The sequence below is a fragment of the Bifidobacterium sp. LH_558 genome (assembly GCF_056356295.1).
Genome location: NZ_JBKETZ010000001.1, coordinates 191,162 through 209,237 on the forward strand (window position 1 = coordinate 191,162; position 18,076 = coordinate 209,237).

The 18,076-nt window shown below is 62.3% G+C and carries 15 protein-coding genes; 5 read left to right on the forward strand and 10 right to left on the reverse strand.

The features are described 5' to 3' along the window. Window positions 1-46: 46 nt before the first annotated feature. The 8 genes from AC1AV0_RS00910 to AC1AV0_RS00945 form a co-directional block, all read right to left on the reverse strand. The gene (locus AC1AV0_RS00910) at window positions 47-1,378 is read right to left on the reverse strand and encodes a tyrosine-type recombinase/integrase (protein ID WP_072724049.1); all 1,332 of its coding nucleotides are present in this window, start codon (window positions 1,376-1,378) and stop codon (window positions 47-49) included. A gap of 47 nt (window positions 1,379-1,425) precedes the next feature. Continuing rightward, on the reverse strand, window positions 1,426-1,698 hold the full coding sequence (locus tag AC1AV0_RS00915) for a hypothetical protein (protein WP_476570619.1): 273 nt from the start codon (window positions 1,696-1,698) through the stop codon (window positions 1,426-1,428). 182 nt (window positions 1,699-1,880) lie between these two features. After that, window positions 1,881-3,323: a pyruvate kinase gene (pyk, locus tag AC1AV0_RS00920; protein ID WP_476570620.1), complete on the reverse strand. Its 1,443-nt coding sequence runs from the start codon at window positions 3,321-3,323 to the stop codon at window positions 1,881-1,883. Window positions 3,324-3,490: 167 nt separating this feature from the next. After that, the gene (locus AC1AV0_RS00925; protein WP_476570621.1) at window positions 3,491-4,477 is read right to left on the reverse strand and encodes a TerC family protein; all 987 of its coding nucleotides are present in this window, start codon (window positions 4,475-4,477) and stop codon (window positions 3,491-3,493) included. 56 nt (window positions 4,478-4,533) lie between these two features. After that, a complete protein-coding gene (gene uvrB, locus AC1AV0_RS00930) occupies window positions 4,534-6,645 on the reverse strand; it encodes an excinuclease ABC subunit UvrB (protein WP_476570622.1) in 2,112 nt (703 codons plus the stop codon). 118 nt (window positions 6,646-6,763) lie between these two features. Next, window positions 6,764-7,408 carry a dephospho-CoA kinase gene (gene coaE / locus AC1AV0_RS00935; RefSeq protein ID WP_476570623.1) on the reverse strand — a complete coding sequence of 215 codons (645 nt, stop codon included), beginning with the start codon at window positions 7,406-7,408 and terminating at the stop codon, window positions 6,764-6,766. An 89-nt stretch (window positions 7,409-7,497) separates the two neighbouring features. Then, the gene (rpsA, locus tag AC1AV0_RS00940) at window positions 7,498-8,976 is read right to left on the reverse strand and encodes a 30S ribosomal protein S1 (RefSeq protein ID WP_476570624.1); all 1,479 of its coding nucleotides are present in this window, start codon (window positions 8,974-8,976) and stop codon (window positions 7,498-7,500) included. 393 nt (window positions 8,977-9,369) lie between these two features. After that, window positions 9,370-10,242 (reverse strand): bifunctional methylenetetrahydrofolate dehydrogenase/methenyltetrahydrofolate cyclohydrolase, encoded by an 873-nt coding sequence (locus AC1AV0_RS00945; RefSeq protein ID WP_476570625.1) that lies wholly within the window; start codon window positions 10,240-10,242, stop codon window positions 9,370-9,372. A 93-nt stretch (window positions 10,243-10,335) separates the two neighbouring features. On the opposite strand from AC1AV0_RS00945, the gene AC1AV0_RS00950 reads away from it, so the two are divergent. The 3 genes from AC1AV0_RS00950 to AC1AV0_RS00960 all read left to right on the forward strand — a co-directional run bounded on the left by AC1AV0_RS00950 (window position 10,336) and on the right by AC1AV0_RS00960 (window position 13,395). After that, the gene (locus AC1AV0_RS00950) at window positions 10,336-11,493 is read left to right on the forward strand and encodes a metal ABC transporter solute-binding protein, Zn/Mn family (RefSeq protein ID WP_476570626.1); all 1,158 of its coding nucleotides are present in this window, start codon (window positions 10,336-10,338) and stop codon (window positions 11,491-11,493) included. Between the two features lie 115 nt (window positions 11,494-11,608). Then, window positions 11,609-12,562, forward strand: a complete 954-nt coding sequence (locus AC1AV0_RS00955; RefSeq protein ID WP_476570627.1) for an ABC transporter ATP-binding protein — start codon at window positions 11,609-11,611, stop codon at window positions 12,560-12,562. Continuing rightward, window positions 12,559-13,395 (forward strand): metal ABC transporter permease, encoded by an 837-nt coding sequence (locus tag AC1AV0_RS00960; RefSeq protein ID WP_476570628.1) that lies wholly within the window; start codon window positions 12,559-12,561, stop codon window positions 13,393-13,395. The genes AC1AV0_RS00955 and AC1AV0_RS00960 overlap by 4 nt, the downstream gene beginning before the upstream one ends. A 188-nt stretch (window positions 13,396-13,583) precedes the next feature. Here the strand turns inward: AC1AV0_RS00960 and ispF are convergent, their stop codons facing one another. Next, entirely contained in the window at window positions 13,584-14,066 is a 483-nt protein-coding gene (gene ispF, locus AC1AV0_RS00965) for a 2-C-methyl-D-erythritol 2,4-cyclodiphosphate synthase (RefSeq protein WP_476570629.1), read from the reverse strand. Window positions 14,067-14,286: 220 nt separating this feature from the next. Next, the gene (locus AC1AV0_RS00970) at window positions 14,287-14,880 is read right to left on the reverse strand and encodes a CarD family transcriptional regulator (RefSeq protein ID WP_476570630.1); all 594 of its coding nucleotides are present in this window, start codon (window positions 14,878-14,880) and stop codon (window positions 14,287-14,289) included. Between the two features lie 150 nt (window positions 14,881-15,030). On the opposite strand from AC1AV0_RS00970, the gene glgB reads away from it, so the two are divergent. After that, complete coding sequence (gene glgB / locus AC1AV0_RS00975; protein WP_476570631.1) at window positions 15,031-17,286, forward strand: 1,4-alpha-glucan branching protein GlgB; 2,256 nt, start codon at window positions 15,031-15,033, stop codon at window positions 17,284-17,286. A gap of 14 nt (window positions 17,287-17,300) precedes the next feature. Then, window positions 17,301-18,026: a response regulator transcription factor gene (locus tag AC1AV0_RS00980; RefSeq protein ID WP_476570632.1), complete on the forward strand. Its 726-nt coding sequence runs from the start codon at window positions 17,301-17,303 to the stop codon at window positions 18,024-18,026. Window positions 18,027-18,076: the final 50 nt, after the last annotated feature.

The following is an 18,076-nucleotide window of genomic DNA, read 5'->3' on the forward strand; positions in this document are numbered from 1 at the left end:
GTATCTTTCATGCAATCCATAATGCGTGAAATCATGCATTATGAAATCAGGCGCTGATGCTCATTTCATGGCGCACCTTGACCAGGAACGTCTGGAGCCTCCGCATTTCGATTTCGGTGCTCTTTATCAGATCCTCATAGGGATTGCCCTCGGCATTCTGCGCGGGCCGCATATAATCGGCCGCGAGCAGATTAACCATCTCATCACGATGCTCGGCCACCAGGCGCTGATAATGCTTAATCGCGACTCTTTCGCTGGTATGCCCCAGCTGCTCCATCACCTCCCGCAAGGTCGCCCCTTTGAGCATCAGCATCGTGGCATGCGAGGCGCGAAGCGTATGCGGAGTGATGTCCGGCCTGCCGGCAACCTCTTTCGCTTTATCGAATTGCTTCCGTAGAGTGTTCGGCCCGAGAACTCTTGTCCGCTTCGGCACGAACACCTGGGAATCCGGATTATCGAGATTGCAAAAGGTCTTTAGATGCCGTTCGATGACCCAAACCAGGCTATCGGGGATAGGCACTGTCCTGACGCTGGATTTTGTTTTGGCCGGGGATAGCCGCATCGATCCGAGATCGTCAGGCCCTCTGTTAACGGAATGTCGAACATTTAGTTTGCGATTGACGAGATCGATGTCTTTGACTCGCAAAGCGCAGACCTCGCCCCATCGCAGGCCTCCCACAAGAGCGGCCAGAAGCACGGATAGCTGCGTATAGTCCGGCATGGCGTCGTAGAGCGCCTGCAACTCCTGCGGAGTGACAGGTGGGATGCCTTCTCTGCTTGATTCCGGTGCAGGAGGCACGGGAAAGATGAAGGGATTATCCTCTCTCAGGGGCGCGGTCCCGTCCAGCTGCTCCATCGTCGCGGATCGGAAAATTGATTTCAGTCTCTGGCATGAGCGGTGGAATGCCCAGGGCCCCTCCGGGTGCGGTGAGTCAAGCCATTTCTTGATATCCGCCGGCGTGATGTCTTTAAGCAGTTTGTCCTGAAAGACTGGAAGAAAGTGCCCGATGTCGGCGCGGATGTTTCTGCGCGTGCTTCCCGCTATCGGCTGCCCATTGGAAAGGCGATAGTTTTGGAACCATATCTCAACGTAATCGCCGAACTTGATTCGTCGGCGCTTCTCTATTTGTTCTCTTTCCGTCGGATGTACCCAGGTCTCGATGCCTTTGCGATGCATGGTGACCAACCAGTGTTCCTGGTCTAGCCATCGCTGTGCCTCGGCGCGAAGCTCTGGTTTGAACTGTCTCTGGACTTTTCGGCTATCAATCGGACTGGTGTAGCGCGCCTGCCATCCGATCAGATCGCCTTGCTTGTCGTATCTGGCAATGATGGTGCCAAATTTGCTGCGTCGCGACTGTGTTTGGTTGAGAGCTGCCATAGCTATGCCTCCTTGTAAAACGCACGTTGTTGTGCGTTGAAGGCAGATTAATTTTGGAATGATGCACTTATCTGTGCATCTTCGCTTGCAGATGAGGCACACAAAAGAATGCCTGCAATCGCAGCGACCATAACGGGCGTAATACCGGGAAGAGGTACCAACACCTCTTCTTTTTCCATGCTTTGGCTATTCCCCACCGGGGGCACGACTTGAACGTCGTCGATTTCGCAGTTCAACGAACCGTGTGCGAAATCGGCGACGTTTTTCTTTTCCGAAACGTCGTGGTTTTCGCACACCATCCGTCGAAGTGCGAAATCCACGACGGCCGCCCGTATCCGATGGGTGACCGAAGCTGACAGTCGACCCCGCCGGAGGGCGGCAGGCGGCTGACAGATGCCGGCGGTCAGCGGTGGTCCTGTCGGCGAATACGTGTGGGCCCCGCCTGACGAATCAGACGGGGCCCACAGGGTTATGGACGTATCACGTCAACCGGCGTTTGCGATCAGTCGCAGGCGCCGACGGTGTGCACGTAGATGGAGTCGGTGCTGCCCGGCTTGTGGTCGCCCTGGGCGGAGCTCAGCACGACGATCTTGTCGCCATCGGACACCTTGCCGGCGGCGCGCAGGACCTTGTCGGTGAAGATCATGAGTTCCTTGCGGGACTTGTCGTGGTAGTCCTCCTCGACCAGGAAGGCCTCGGTGCCCCAGCTCAGAGCCAGCCAGTGGTAGGTGTGCTCCAGGTTGGTCAGGCCGAAGATCGGGGTGGCCGGACGCTCGCGGGAGACGCGGTGCACGGTGGCGCCGGTCTGGGTGTAGGCGACGATGGCCTTGGCGTTGAGCTTGTCGGCCAGGTCGACGGCGGCGGAGGACACGGCGCCGGTGGACGACATGTCGAGGTTCTTGAGCTCCGGGATGCGGTCGAAGCCGTGCTCGGTGGCGTAGCCGGAGATGCGGCCCATCGTGTCGACGGTCACGGCCGGGTACTTGCCGACGGCGGTCTCGTTGGAGGTCATGGTGGCGTCGGCGCCGTCAAGCACGGCGTTGGCGCAGTCGGAGGCCTCGGCGCGGGTCGGCACCGGGGAGTTGACCATGGAGCCGAGCACCTCGGTGGCCACAATCACAGGCTTGGCGTACTGACGGGCCAGCTCGATGCAGCGCTTGGTGGCCAGCGGCACCTCTTCCAGCGGGCACTCGACGGCCATATCGCCACGGGCGACCATGATGCCATCGAAGGCCTTGACGATCTCTTCGAGGTTCTCGAGGGCCTGGGGCTTCTCGATCTTGGCGACGACCGGAATACGGCGGCCTTCCTCGTCCATGATCTCGTGGGCGCGGTCGATGTCGGTGGCGAAACGCACGAAGGACATGGCGATGATGTCGGCGCCGGTCTGGATGGCCCAGCGCAGATCCTCTTCGTCCTTCTCGGTCAGTGCCGGCAGGGAGACGGCGACGCCGGGCAGGTTGATGCCCTTGTGGCTGGACACGGGGCCGGCCACGATGACCTTGGTGTGCACGTTGTTGCCCTCGACCTTGGTGACCTCGAGACGGACCTTGCCGTCGTCGATGAGGATCGGGTCGCCCGGATGGCAGTCGCCCGGCAGACCCTTGAAGGTGGTGGAGGAGATGTTCTCGTCGCCCTCGATGTCATCGGTGGTGATGATGAACTCCTGGCCTTCGGTCAGCTGGACCTTGTCCTCGCCCTCGGCGTTCTTCTTGAACCATCCGCAGCGAATCTTCGGGCCCTGCAAGTCGACCAGGGCGGCCACGTTGCGGCCGGTGGACTTGGAGGCCTCGCGGATGTTGTTGTAGACGCGGAGGTGATCCTCGGGAGTGCCGTGGGAGCGGTTCAGACGAGCGACGTCCATACCGGCTTCGACGAGCTTGGTGAGGTTCTCGAGAGATTCGGTAGCGGGACCGATGGTATCTACAATCTTGGCTTTACGCATGCATGCCTGCCTATTCTTGAATTGGTTCCGGGGCGTTTCCGCCCCACTTGCCAAGTCCTCAGTCTACCCGTTGTCCCCCAGTGAGACAACGCCTTTGACCGGGTGTGTTGTGAGCGCTCACATTCGCATGGAACGGCGCTATTGAGGCGGTCCGACGGGTTACGCGATCAGGCCTTGGGCGCCGATTCGAGCGACTTCATCTTGATCACGCTGGCCAGGGCCGCGCCGCCGATGGCGACGACGATCACACCCAAAGACAGCCATGTCGGCACCTCGGGCACCCAGTGGACGCCCTCGCCGCCGTTGATGAACGGCAGGGTGTTGCCGTGCAGCGCCTCCATCACGAGTTTCACGCCGATGAAGCCAAGCACGACGGCCAGGCCGAGCGGCAGATAGACGAGTTTGTCGAGCAGCGCGCCGAGCAGGAAGTACAGCTGCTGCAGGCCCAGCAGGGCGAACACGTTCGAGGTGAACACCAGGAAGGGATCCTTGGTCAGGCCGAAGATGGCGGGGATCGAATCGAAGGCGAACATCACGTCGGTGGTGCCGATGGTGAGGAACACGATCAGCATCGGAGTCCAGTAGCGCACGCCGTTCTTGGTGGTGCGCAGCTTCTCGCCGTCGTATTCGTCGGAGATCTTGATCACCTTGCGCAGCGTGCGAATCACGCCGTTCTCGTGGTATTCCTCGTCCTCGTCCTTGCCGGTGACCAAGCTGATGGCCGTGTAGATAAGGAACGCGCCGAACAGGAAAAACACCCAGGTGAATCGGGAGATCAGCGCGGCGCCGATCAGAATGAAGATGCCGCGGAACACCAGCGCGATGGCGATGCCAACGCTGAGCACGTATTTCTGCAGATGCTTGGGCACCGCGAAATTCGACATGATGATGACGAACACGAACAGGTTGTCGATGGACAGACTGTATTCGGTCAGCCAGCCGGAATAGAACTCGATGGCCGGCGTGGACCCGGCGAAGAACCAGATGCAGCCGCCGAAGATCAGGGCCATCGCCACAAAGAACGCGATATGCTGCACGCATTCCTTGGTGGAGGGCACATGCGGTCTGCGGCCGATCACGAACAGATCGACGATGAAGAACAGCGCGAGCACCACAAAGGTGACGATTTCAAATGCAAGAGGGGTTTCAGCCATGAGACACCAGTGTAAAGAAAGCATGTGACGGCGGCGCGAAACCGCCGTCATGCCCGCTACTTCTGCGCGTCGGTGAGCTGGCGCAGCTCCTTCTTCAGGTCGCGGATCTCGTCGCGCAGGCGCGCGGCGAGTTCGAACTGGAGCTGTTCGGCCGCCGTGTGCATCTGCTCGCTGAGCTGGCGGATGAGGTTGGCCAGATCCTGCGCGGGAAGCCCCGCCTTGAGGATCTCCTCGTGGCGTTTGCCAGCCTCGTCCTTGTCGAGCGTGGGCACGCCCAGATGCGTGTTGCCGGCCTTGCCCGCGTTGCGGTAGCCGCCCTCCAGCAGGGTTTGGGTGTCCACATCCTCTTTGGCGAGCATGTCGTTGACGTCGCTGATCTTCTTGATCAGCGGCTTGGGGTCGATGCCGTGCTCCGTGTTGTAGGCGATCTGCCGGTCGCGGCGGCGGTTCGTCTCGTCGATGGCTTTGCGCATGGCGTCGGTCACATCGTCGGCGTACATGATCACCGTGCCGTCCACGTTGCGGGCCGCGCGGCCGATCGTCTGGATCAGGGAACGATAGGAGCGCAGGAAGCCTTCCTTGTCCGCGTCGAGAATCGCCACCAGCGACACTTCGGGCAGGTCGAGGCCCTCACGCAGCAGGTTGATGCCCACGATCACGTCGATCACGCCCTCGCGCAGCTCGCGCAGCAGCTCCACGCGCCGCAGGGTGTCCACGTCGGAATGCAGATATTCGACCTTGATGCCACGTTCGAGCAGATAGTCGGTCAGATCCTCGGCCATCTTCTTGGTCAGCGTCGTCACCAGCGCGCGTTCGTTCCTCGTCACACGGTCCTTGATCTCGGCCAGCAGGTCGTCGATCTGCCCTTCCACCGGACGCACGTCGATCTGCGGATCGACCAGACCGGTGGGGCGGATGATCTGCTCGACCACGCCGTCGCTCAATCCCATCTCATAGTCGCCCGGCGTGGCCGACAGATAGACGGTCTGGCCGACGCGATCGAGGAATTCGGGCCATTTCAAGGGCCGGTTGTCCATCGCGGAGGGCAGGCGGAAGCCATGCTCGACCAGGGTCCGCTTTCGCGAGGCGTCACCCTCGTACATCGCGCCGATCTGTGGCACCGTCACATGCGATTCGTCGATGACGAGCAGAAAATCGTCGGGGAAGAAGTCGAGCAGCGTATGGGGCGGCGTGCCCGGCTCGCGCCCGTCGAAATGCCGTGAGTAGTTCTCCACACCGGAGCACACGCCCACCTGGGTGAGCATCTCCAGATCGTAGGTGGTGCGCATGCTCAGACGCTGCGCCTCCAACTCCTTGCCTTGTTTCTTCAGTTCGGCCACACGCTCGTCGAGTTCCTCGCGGATGGTGCCGAGCGCGCGCTCCATGCGGGCGGGGCCTGCCACGTAATGCGAGGCGGGGAAGATATGCACTTCGTCCACATGCGCGATCTCGTCGCCGGTGAGCGGATGCAAGGTGGAGATGCGGTCGATCTCGTCGCCGAAGAATTCGATGCGTACGGCGAGTTCCTCGTAGACGGGGATGATTTCGACGGTGTCGCCGCGCACGCGGAAGGTTCCGCGGGTGAAGGCGATGTCGTTGCGCTTGTACTGCATGGCGACGAATTGCCGCAGCAGCTGGTCGCGGTCGATCTGTTGGCCCTCGCGCAGGAACAGCATGCGTCCGGCGTATTCCTCGGGCGTGCCGAGGCCGTAGATGCACGAGACGGTGGCCACGACCACGCAGTCGCGCCGGGTGAGCAGATTCGCGGTGGCGGCGTGGCGTAGACGCTCCACGTCGTCGTTGATGTTGGAGTCTTTTTCGATATAGGTGTCGGTCTGGGGAATATATGCTTCGGGCTGGTAGTAGTCGTAGTAGCTCACGAAGTAGCTCACCGCGTTGTCGGGCATGAGCTCGCGGAATTCGGCGCACAGCTGCGCGGCCAGCGTCTTGTTCGGCTCGATGATTAGGGTCGGGCGCTGGAGTTTTTCAATCAGCCATGCGGTGGTGGCGGTTTTTCCGGTGCCGGTGGCGCCCATCAGCACCACGTCGTTCTCGCCGTTCTCCAGACGCTCGGCGAGCTCCTCGATGGCGGCCGGCTGGTCGCCGGACGGACGGTACGGCGATTTGACGACGAACGGCTTGTTCGTGCGCTCGATATTGAATCCCATATGCATGTCCTTCTTTGTCATCTCGCCGCTATCGACGCAACAGCCGCCGCAGACTCCGCATCATTCAACGGCTAGTTAGGCCCACCGCTGTGCCGGACCCGCCGGGCTTCCCTCGCCGTCAATCGGACGATTCACCCGACCATCGCGTATACAGACTATCAACCTGTTCGAACATTTGTTCCAGAGGTTGGGTGGAGTCGATCACCACGTCGGCGATGGCCTCGCGCTCCTCCCGGCTCGACTGGTGGCGGATGCGCGCCTCGGCCTGTTCGCGGGTCATGCCGCGCTCCCCCATCATGCGTGCGATCCGTAAGTTCTCGGGCGCTTCCACCGTGACGACATGGTCGAAATCGAACGGCATGGTGTCGATCACCTCGGCCAGCAATGGCACGTCGTGCACGATCACCAGCTGGCCCACGCCGCCCTTGAACCCATGCGCGGCGATGGCCTCGCGTTCCAAGCGCTGCGATTCGGCGAAAATCAGCGGATGTTCGATCGCATCCAACCGCTCCCGCGCGCCCGGTTCGGCATGCGCGCCGAACACATGGTCGGCTATCCACGCGCGGTCCAAGGTTCCATCCGGGGTAAGGGACTCAGGGCCGAATTCACGCACGATGCGGGCCAGTCCCTCACTGCCCGGTTCCACCACCTTGCGCGCCAACGCATCATCGTCGATGACGAACGCGCCCAGCTGGCGCAATCTCGAACTCACCGTGCTTTTGCCTGCGGCGATGCCGCCCGTCAATCCGACTCGTACCGTCATACGCTCCAACATACAAGAAACCCGACCCTTTGCGGGGTCGGGTTTCTTCAGCGATTCACGCCGTCAGACGCTTGAGTAAGCCTTTGGGCTCACTTGTTCTCGCCGAGGAGCTGATCACGCAGGGCGGCCAGCTGGTCGGAGTCGGCAAGCGTGCCGGTGGAAGCGGTCTCGGAGGAGTAGTTGGACACTTCCTCGACCTTCTCTTCCTTCGGGCCCTGGCCATCGGCGGCGGCGGACTCGGCCGCGTTCTCCAGCTCCTTGGCCACGAACTCCTTGTGCTCCTCCCACAGATCGTGGGCGGCGGCGTACTGGGCTTCCCATTCCTCGCGCTGCTTCTCGTAACCGGCGACCCACTCGTTGGTGTTCGGGTCGAAGCCTTCGGGGTACTTGTAGTTGCCCTGCTCGTCGTACTCAGCCGGCATGCCGTACAGAGCCGGATCGAAGTCCTCGGAAGCCGGATCGACGGAGTCGTTGGCCTGCTTGAGGGACAGGGAGATGCGGCGACGATCGAGATCGACGTCGATCACCTTGACGAACACAGCCTCGCCCGGCTTGACCACGGTCTCCGGGTTCTCGACGTGACGGTTGGCGAGCTCGGAGATGTGCACCAGGCCCTCGATGCCGTCCTCGACGGAGATGAACACGCCGAACTGCACGATCTTGGTGACCTTGCCCTTGACGATCTGGCCGGGAACGTGGGTGCGGGCGAAGCGCTGCCACGGATCCTCCTGGGTCGCCTTGAGGGACAGGGAGATGCGCTCGCGATCGAGATCGACATCCAGCACCTCGACGGTGACCTTGTCGCCGACCTTGACGACCTCGGACGGGTGGTCGATGTGCTTCCAGGACAGCTCGGAGACGTGGATGAGACCGTCGACGCCGCCGAGGTCCACGAACGCACCGAAGTTGACGATGGAGGACACGACGCCTTCGCGGATCTGGCCCTTCTTGAGCTGCGAGAGGAAGGTCTCGCGCACTTCGGACTGGGTCTCCTCGAGGTACTGACGACGGGACAGGACCACGTTGTTGCGGTTCTTGTCGAGCTCGAGGATCTTGGCCTTGATCTTCTGGCCGATGTACGGGGAGAGGTCGCGGACGCGACGCATCTCGACCAAGGACGCCGGCAGGAAGCCACGCAGACCGATGTCCACGATGAGGCCGCCCTTGACGGCTTCGATGACGGTGCCTTCGACGATGCCGTCGGCTTCCTTGATCTTCTCGATGTCGCCCCAGGCGCGCTCGTACTGGGCGCGCTTCTTCGACAGAATCAGACGGCCTTCCTTGTCTTCCTTGGTGACGACAAGGGCCTCGATGGTGTCGCCGACCTCGACGACCTCGTCAGGATCAACGTCCTTCTTGATGGAAAGCTCGCGGGAGGGGATCACACCCTCGGTCTTGTAGCCGATGTCCAGGAGGACCTCGTCGTGATCGATCTTGACGACCGTGCCCTCAACCAGATCACCATCATCGAAGTTCTTGATGGTGGAATCGACTGCCTTGATGAAGTCCTCTTCGGTGCCGATATCGTTGATCGCGACCTTGGTGACTTCAGTATTGTTCTCTGCCATGTAAATATATGGTTTCTAATAGTTGGATGGATACTAATCGATGTTCAGTTATCATGAGCGCGCCCTAACGGACACGCAAAAGTCAACAATACAGCCATCACTGCCCAAAATTCCCCAAAAATTTCGGGCGTGTCGTATAGCGTTAGGCACCGGTTCCAGCGTTGGTCGCAGGGGTCGGGGTTTTCTCTCTGGACACGCTCCGGGCCGCTCAGGCCAAGTCTTTACGGTCCAAAGAGAAAACCCCGACCCCTGCTCCGCTTCCAGCGGAACGCAGGTAGAGACGCGAAAGAGTGGACTGCGGCTGGTATGCGTTGCTCGACCGTAGGCTTGGCCGAACGGCCTTGAGTGTGTCGAGCGACGTATACCAGCCGCAGTCCACGACCCACAGCCGTCTTACTGACGTTCCGCCATTTCTACGACGTTCGCCAGCAGCATCGCACGGGTCATGGGCCCGACGCCGCCGGGATTGGGCGAATAGGCGCTGGCTTTGGCATAGCAGGCCTTGTCGATGTCTCCCTTGATGCGGTAGCGTCCGGCTTCTTCGTCGAAGACGCGCGAGACGCCCACATCCATCAGAATCGCGCCGTCTTTGATGTCTTCGGGCTTGACGAAGCCCGCGTTGCCCATGGCGGCGACGATCACGTCGGCGCGGCGCATATGTTCGCGCACGTCGCGTGTGCCGGTGTGACACAGGGTGACGGTGGCGTTGACGGCGTTGCGGGTGAGCATCAGTCCGATGGTGCGCCCGATGGTGATGCCGCGGCCGAGCACGCACACCTCCTTGCCATCGAGGTCGATGTCGTAGGCGGCGAGCAGTTCGATGACGCCGCGCGGCGTGCAAGGCAGCGGGGTGGCGATATCGCCTCGCACATGCAGCACGAGTTCGCCGAGATTGTAGGGGTGCATGCCGTCGGCGTCTTTGGCGGGGTCGATCAGGTCGATGATCGCGTTCTCGTCGATGCCTTTGGGCAACGGCAGCTGCACGATGAAGCCGGTACAGGCGGGATCCTCGTTGAGTTCGCGCACGGCGGCGGCGATGTCGTCGAAGCTTGCGTCGGCGGGCAGCTCGCGTTTGATCGAACGGATGCCCACTTCGGCGCAGTCGGCGTGCTTGCCGGCCACGTATTTGACCGAGCCGGGATCCTCTCCCACCAGCAGCGTGCCCAGTCCCGGTTCGACGCCGCGGGCTTTCAGCCGTTCGACGCGCGCGGCCAGATCGGCTTTGATGGACGCGGACACCGCCTTGCCGTCAAGTGTGATGGACATGCTCATTCCTTTCGACGCTGATGATTCCTTCCGCTCGATAGGCTATCGTTAAGTGAAGTCAACGATGTTTCCCGTGGATAAGAAGGCATCAAGATGACGAAAGCGTTCAGGAACGGATTCACCCGCGTCGCGGCCGTGGTCGCGGCCGCCGCCATGTTGGTGGGCGGTGCGGCTTGCGGCACGACGGCAGCCGATCCGTCGTCGACCTCGGGCGACCGCAATGCCTCCGAGGTGCCTACCCCCAACGGTCCGATTCAGGTGGTGGCGTCCGTCAACCAGTGGGGCGCGCTGGCCGCACAGATTGGCGGCGAGGACGTGCAGGTCACGTCGATTCTTTCGTCGACCGCGGTGGACGCGCATGATTTCGAACCGCAGACCGCGGATATGGCGCAGCTGTCCACGGCGGATGTGGTGGTGGCCAACGGCGCCGGATACGACTCGTGGGCCACGAAAAATCTGGGCAAGAGTTCGACGCTGGTTTCGGCGGCGCAGATGGTGGGCGCCATGGAGGGCGACAATCCCCATCTGTGGTTCTCGAAGGACGCGCGCATCGCCATGGCCGAGGAGCTGGCCAACGCCTTCTCCAAGCAGCGCCCCGAGCAGAAGGATGAGTTCGCGGCCCGTCTCAAGGAGTTCAAGGAGCAGGAGCGGGAGCTCGCCGACTGGATGTCGGATTGGATGGCCAGTTATACGAGCGGATCGGACAAGCCCACGTATGCCGCCACCGAGCCGTTGGCCTACTATCTCATGTCGGATCTGGGATTCGAGGATCTGACGCCCGAAGGCTACGCGCAGGCGGCGGCCGACGAAGGCGAGGTGGCACCGGCCGACTTGCAGGATTTTCAGGAGCTGATCGAAAGCCGCGGCATCGATGTGCTGATCAACAACCTGCAGGAGGCTTCGGACGCGACGAATATGATCACCGGCACGGCGGGCCGTTCCGAGGTTCCGGTGGTCGATATCAGCGAGCAGATGCCTGAGGACTCTGAAACGCTGACCGGATGGATTCTCACGTTGGTCAAGTCGATCGCGGAAGCGGTGGACCCCGACTACAGCGGTTTGCAGGAGTGCGTCGCCAGCACCGACGAGGGCGGCACGCAGGACGGCGAATCGGGCGACGGTGAGTCGAGCGATTCCAACGCGGACCAATCCGAGTGCGGCACTGACGATACATCCAGCAGCGATGCGGACGAAAACGGCGATGCAGACGATGGCACGTCGAGCGAGGGACAGCCCGACCCGGGCAAGTAACACCGACCAGAGCCATTCGGCGTCATTCGGCCTCTTTCACGTCCCGTTCAGCCCCAATCAAACCTGAACATCACTATTGAGAACGATTGTCAACATCATTTGCGATAATCGCCTCATGACCCACACCTCCAGCGATTGCATCGTGTTCCGTGACGCCTCCGTACGGCGCGGCGGCACCACGATCTGGCAACATGGCACCTTCTCGATTCCCACCGGCTCCGTCACGGCCATCGTCGGCACGAACGGCGCGGGCAAAACCACGATGATGCGCGCCGAGCTCGGCCTGCTGCCGCTCGCGTCCGGCTCCCTCACCGTGCTCGGGCAGCCGGCCGGCGAGATGAACCGCCGCATCGGCTATGTGCCGCAAAGCTACACCTCCGACATCGATTCGAACCTCACCGCGGTCCAATCCGTGCTGCTGGGACTCACCGGCACCCGATTCGGCATCCATCCCGTGACCAAAGCCCAGCGCGTCAAAGCCATGGAGGCTTTGGATTTCGTCGGTCTGACCGATAAGGCGCGACTGAGGCTCTCCCAGCTTTCGGGAGGTCTGCGACAGCGCGTCGCCATCGCGCAGGCGCTGGTCTGCGATCCCTTGCTGTTGATGCTCGACGAGCCGCTCGCCAATCTCGATCTGGCCTCGCAGCAGGCCACCGTGCAGGTGCTCGCCAAACTCAACCGCGAGCTCGGCATGACGATCCAAGTGGTGGCGCACGACCTCAATATGCTGCTGCCGATCCTCACCGGCGCGGTCTACCTGCTCGACGGGCATCCCCACTACGCCGCGATGAACGAGGTGCTCGACTCCGATCTGCTCACGCACCTCTACGGCACGCAGGTGCAGGTGGTCACCACCCCGCAGGGCGACATGTTCGTCACCCCGTCGCCGGAGGGCGGCGCGTCCGCCTCCGCCGACATGCATGAGGCGCACGAACTGGTCGGATTGCACGACCATACGCATGTCTCCCCCGCCGACGACGCTGACGACGTCGATTCCGCAAGCGGACCGGCGCACACCCCGACGGCCGTGAACGCGACGGACGCCAAGGCAAGGAAGGAACAGGCATGAGCGCCATCGATTTCTCATTCGACCCCGACTGGATGGACACGCTGAGCGCCCCGTTCATGACCAACGCGTTCCTGGCCGGTTTGGCCATCGCCGTGGCGGCCGGCGTGATGGGATATTTCACCATCGCCCGCCGCTCCACCTTCGCGGCGCACGCGCTGGCGCATATCGGACTGCCCGGCGCCACCGGCGCGGTATTGCTCGGATTGCCGGTATCGCTGGGTCTCGGCGCGTTCGCCTTGGGCGGCGCGCTGGTGATCGGCGCGCTGGGCCGACGCGTCTCCGAACGTGAGATCGCCACCGGCACCGTGCTCGCCTTCGCCACCGGTCTGGGCTTGTTTTTCGCAAGATTGTCAAGTTCGGCGTCCTCACAGATGCAGTCGATTCTGTTCGGTTCGATTCTGACCATCACCACCGAGCAGATCATCGGCTTCGCCATCTTCGACGCGGTGCTGGTGCTGGTGCTGGCGGTGATCTACCGTCCACTGCTGTTCAGTTCGCTGGACGAGCAGGTGGCGCAGGCCAAAGGCGTGCCGATCGGCGTGATGAACGTGGCGTTCATGGCGATTATGGCCGGCGTGATCACCATCGCCGTGCCCGCCGTGGGCACGCTGCTGATTTTCGCGCTGGTGATCACGCCGGCGGCCAGCGCGAATATGATCGCATCCTCGCCGTTGCGCGCCATGATCGGCTCCAGCGTGATCTGCCTGGTCTCCATTTGGGGCGGCCTGGTGCTTTCCGCGATGTTCCCCGCTCCCCCGAGCTTCATCATCGTGGCGCTGTCCACGCTGATTTGGGCGGTTATCAAAGCCGCGCAATCATTCGTCGTCCGCTAACTGCGTTACCGGTAGTGGATTTACGACTTTGCGGAGGTCTATCTGCGTTAGCGGTAGTGCCATTATGAGGCAACGGCGTATATGAGCCGCGGAATACCGGGCTTGTTAGACGCGGTATGGCCGATAAGACACTACCGCTAACGCAGATCGATGTTCGCAAGGCCTCAAATCCACTACCGCTAACGCAGTTAGCCTTCGCTCGGCGAGGTCACCAAGGCGTTGGCGATGGCGGCGATGCCTTCGCCCGCTCCGGTGAAACCCATATGGTCGGTGGTGGTGGCGGTGAGTGACACCGGACATCCGATGGCTTCGGAAAGCGCGGCTTCGGCTTCGGCCCGGCGCGCACCCACTTTCGGTCGGTTGCCGACGACCACCACGGAGGCGCTGACCGGCGAATATCCTGATTCACGCAAATGAGCGACGGTTTCGCGCAGCATGGGAACGCCATGCATGCCGACGCCGCGCGAGAATGACCCCACGCCGAACAGGGAGCCGATATCGCCCAAGCCGGCGGCGGAGAGCAACGCGTCGATCAGCGCGTGGGCGGCGACGTCGCCGTCGGAATCGCCTTCGATGCCTTCGCCGTCCCAGAGTAGGCCGGCCAGCCACAGTTCGCGGCCGGTGCCCGGCTCGGCGAAACGGTGGGCGTCGAATCCTTGGCCTATACGCATGTGAGATCCTTCGACTCGGCTCCGCCTCGCTCAGGATGACGGAGAAAGGTTGGTCCCGCCTCACTCAGGATGACGGAGAAAGGTTGGGTCCGTCTCGCTCAGGATCACGGAGAAAGGCGGGTCCATCTCGCCTAGGATGACGGAGGGGCAGCGCCCCAAAGAGACGGGGATGATGATATGGAAAACCGCACGAGGCGTGAGCCTGCGTGCGGTGGGGAAATCACTTCTTCTTGGACTTCTTCTCGGCTTCGATGCGAGCCAGCGTGTCGGCGGCGCCCTCCTCGGGAGCCTGGGTGTGGTGCTTGTCGTCGCCGGGCTCGGCGGGCGTGTAACCGAGGTTCACGTCGAGCAGGCGCTGCGCCTGCGGTTCCTCGAGTTTCTCCGAAAGCGCAATTTCGGAGGTGAGGATCGCGCGAGCCTTGGTGAGCATGCGCTTCTCGCCGGCGGACAGACCGTGCTCGTCGACGTCACGCTGGGCGAGGTCGCGCACCACTTCGGCAATCTTGTTGACGTCACCGGTGGCGATCTTCTCGACATTCAGCTTGTAGCGACGGGACCAGTTCATCTCTTTCTCGATGATCGGGGTACGCAGAATCTCGAACACCTTGGCCACCTCGGAGGCGGAGACGATGTCACGCACGCCCACCTTCTTGGCGTTGTCGACGGGAACGTTGATGACCAGACCGTCGGACGAGAGAACCGACAGCTGCAGGTACTCGCGGGTCACGCCCTTAACCGTCCGCTCGGTGATGTCTTCGACCCTTGCCGCGCCGTGACGCGGATAGACGACCATATCGCCGACCTTGTAACCCATGAATCCTCCGGTTTGCAGAACACACAAAACTCGAACAATTCTGCCAGACGGTGTGGACCTCTCCTTTATATCCAAGAAAAAACCGAAAACACGCGGGTCGCGACGCGCCAATGTCGCGTGTCCCGCCCATGCCCACGTAGACTTTGGGGCATGGCAAAAAACACGAAAATCAATGAAGATACCGTTGCCGTGCCAGTCAACCAGAGCAATCTGGATGCGGTCAGCAACGCCGAGTACTACGACCCCCACGCGATTCTCGGCGGCCACCTCGCCGAGGGCAAGCATGCGAACCAGACCACGGTGCGCGTGCTGCGTCCTCTGGCGAAAACCGTCACCATCGTGACCCAAGACGGAGAATACGAGGCCAATCATGAATACAACGGCGTGTTCATGGCCGTCGTTCCCTCCGCCTCCAACGAATACGGATTCAGCGTGCCCGACTACCGTGTGCGCGTCTCCTACGAGGACGGCACCACCCTCACCCAGGACGATCCGTACCGCTATCTGCCCACGCTTGGCGAGATGGACACCTACCTGTTCGGTGAGGGCCGCCACGAACGCCTCTGGGAGGCTCTGGGCGCGCGCGTCATCCGCTATGACGATCCGATGGGAGGCGCGGACGGCACTCCCGGCCAGCAGGTCGTCGGCACGTCGTTCAGCGTGTGGGCGCCGAACGCCCACGCCGTGCGCGTGATCGGCAACTTCAACTCGTGGGACGGCCGCCGCCACGCCATGCGCGCGCTCGGCTCGTCGGGCGTGTGGGAGATCTTCATCCCCGGCGTCGGCGCGGGCGAGGTCTACAAGTACGAGATCCTTAACGCCAACTACGAGTGGATCCAGAAGGCCGATCCGATGGAGCGCAGCCACGAGATCCCGCCGGCGACCGGCTCCGTCGTGGCCGAGTCGACGCATGAGTGGGGCGATGACGCGTGGATGGAACGCCGCCGCACCACCGATCCGCACAACGGCCCCGTCTCGATTTACGAGATGCACGCCAACAGCTGGCGCACCGACGTGTCCAACTATCGCGAGCTGGCCGACAAGCTGGTGCCGTACGTCGAGAAGATGGGCTTCACCCATGTGGAGTTCATGCCGCTGGCCGAGCACCCGTTCTCCGGCTCCTGGGGATACCAGGTGACCGGCTACTACGCGGTCGACTCGCGCCTGGGCTCGCCCGACGACTTCAAGTACCTCGTCGACAAGCTGCACGAGGCCGGCATCGGCGTGATCATGGACTGGGTGCCCGCGCACTTCCCGAAGGACGCCTTCGCGCTGGGACGCTTCGACGGCACCCCGCTGTATGAGGATCCCGATCCGACCCGCGGCGAGCATCCCGATTGGGGCACCTACATCTTCAACTTCGGACGTCGCGAGGTGCGCAACTTCCTGGTGGCCAACGCCTGCTTCTGGCTGGGCGAATACCATGTGGACGCGCTGCGCGTGGACGCGGTGAGCTCCATGCTCTACCTCGACTACAGCCGCGAGGACGGCCAGTGGCATCCGAACATCTACGGCGGCCGCGAGAACCTCGAGGCGATCGACTTCCTCAAGGAGGCGAACGCCACGGCCTACAAGAACAACCCCGGCGTTATGATGATCGCCGAGGAGTCCACCGCCTATCCGGGCATCACCGCGCCGACCAACGCCGGAGGCATCGGATTCGGCCTCAAGTGGAATATGGGCTGGATGCACGACACCCTCGCCTATCTGCATGAGGAGCCGATCAACCGCAAGTGGCACCACAACGAGATCACCTTCTCGATGGTGTACGCCTACTCCGAGAACTACGTGCTGCCGATCAGCCACGACGAGGTCGTGTACGGCAAGGGCGCGCTGTTCGGCAAGATGCCGGGCAACGACTGGCAGCGCTACGCGGGCGTGCGCGCGCTGTTCTCCTACCAGTGGGCGCATCCGGGCAAGAAGCTCACCTTCATGGGCAACGAGTTCGCCCAGTACGGCGAGTGGAACCACAACACCTCCATCGACTGGGATTGCCTCAACTGGCGTGAGCATCAGGGCATCCAGGAGATGGTCGCCGACCTCAACGCCTTCTACAAGGACACGCCGGCGCTGTGGAGCCAGGACTTCACCCCCGACGGATTCCAGTGGCTCACCAGCGACGACGCCGACCACAACACGCTGAGCTTCCTGCGCCTGGGCAGCCAGGGCGAGGAGGTCGTGGTGGTCACCAACTTCTCCGGCGAGGCGTGGCAGGACTATCAGGTTCCGCTGCCCCACGGCGGACGTTGGGTCGAGGCGTTCACCACGGACGACCTGAAATACGGTGGCTCCGACATCCATAATGGCACTTTTGAGGCCACCGCCGGCGAGTACCACGCGCGACCCGCATCGGCACGTCTCACGATTCCGGCGTTGGGAACGGTATTCTTGAAGCCAGTAGACTGAAAGGCGACATGAATATGCTCAACACGACAGCGCATCAGAACACGACCCCACGCACGGTGCTGGTGGTCGAGGACGAGCCCACGCTCGCCACGGCCATCGCGCAGCGCATCACCGCCGAGGGCTGGACGGCCCGCGTCGCCGGTGATGGTGCCAGCGCCGTGCAGGCGGCGGCCCAGCTCCGCCCCGACCTGGTGATCATGGACATCATGTTGCCGGTGATGGACGGTTTAGAGGCCACGAAGCGCATCGTCGCGGACAGGCCGGTTCCCGTGCTCATCCTCACCGCCCGTGACGATGAGGCGGATAAGGTGATCGGCTTGGGCGCGGGAGCGGACGACTATATGACCAAGCCGTTCTCCATGCGCGAGCTGATCGCCCGATGCAAGGCTCTGCTGCGCCGGGTCGAGCGCGCGAAGGTGATCGCCAAGAATTCCGAAAACGAGAAGCTGCTCGATTTCGGTTCTTTGGTGATCGACCCCGCGCAGCGCATCGTGACGGTGGATGGGGAGCAGGTGCATCTGACACCCACCGAATTCGACCTGCTGGCCACGCTCGCCCGCAAGCCGAAGTCGGTGCTCACCCGCGAGAAGCTGCTGGAAGAGGTATGGGATTGGGTCGACGCCTCCGGCACGCGCACGGTCGATTCGCATGTGAAGGCGCTGCGCCATAAGCTCGGCGCCGACACGATCCGCACCGTGCATGGTGTGGGCTACGCCTTCGAACCGCCGGTGGCCGACTGAATCCCATGGCCAAACAATCTGATAGGCGCATTCCCCGAGCGGGCGCACGG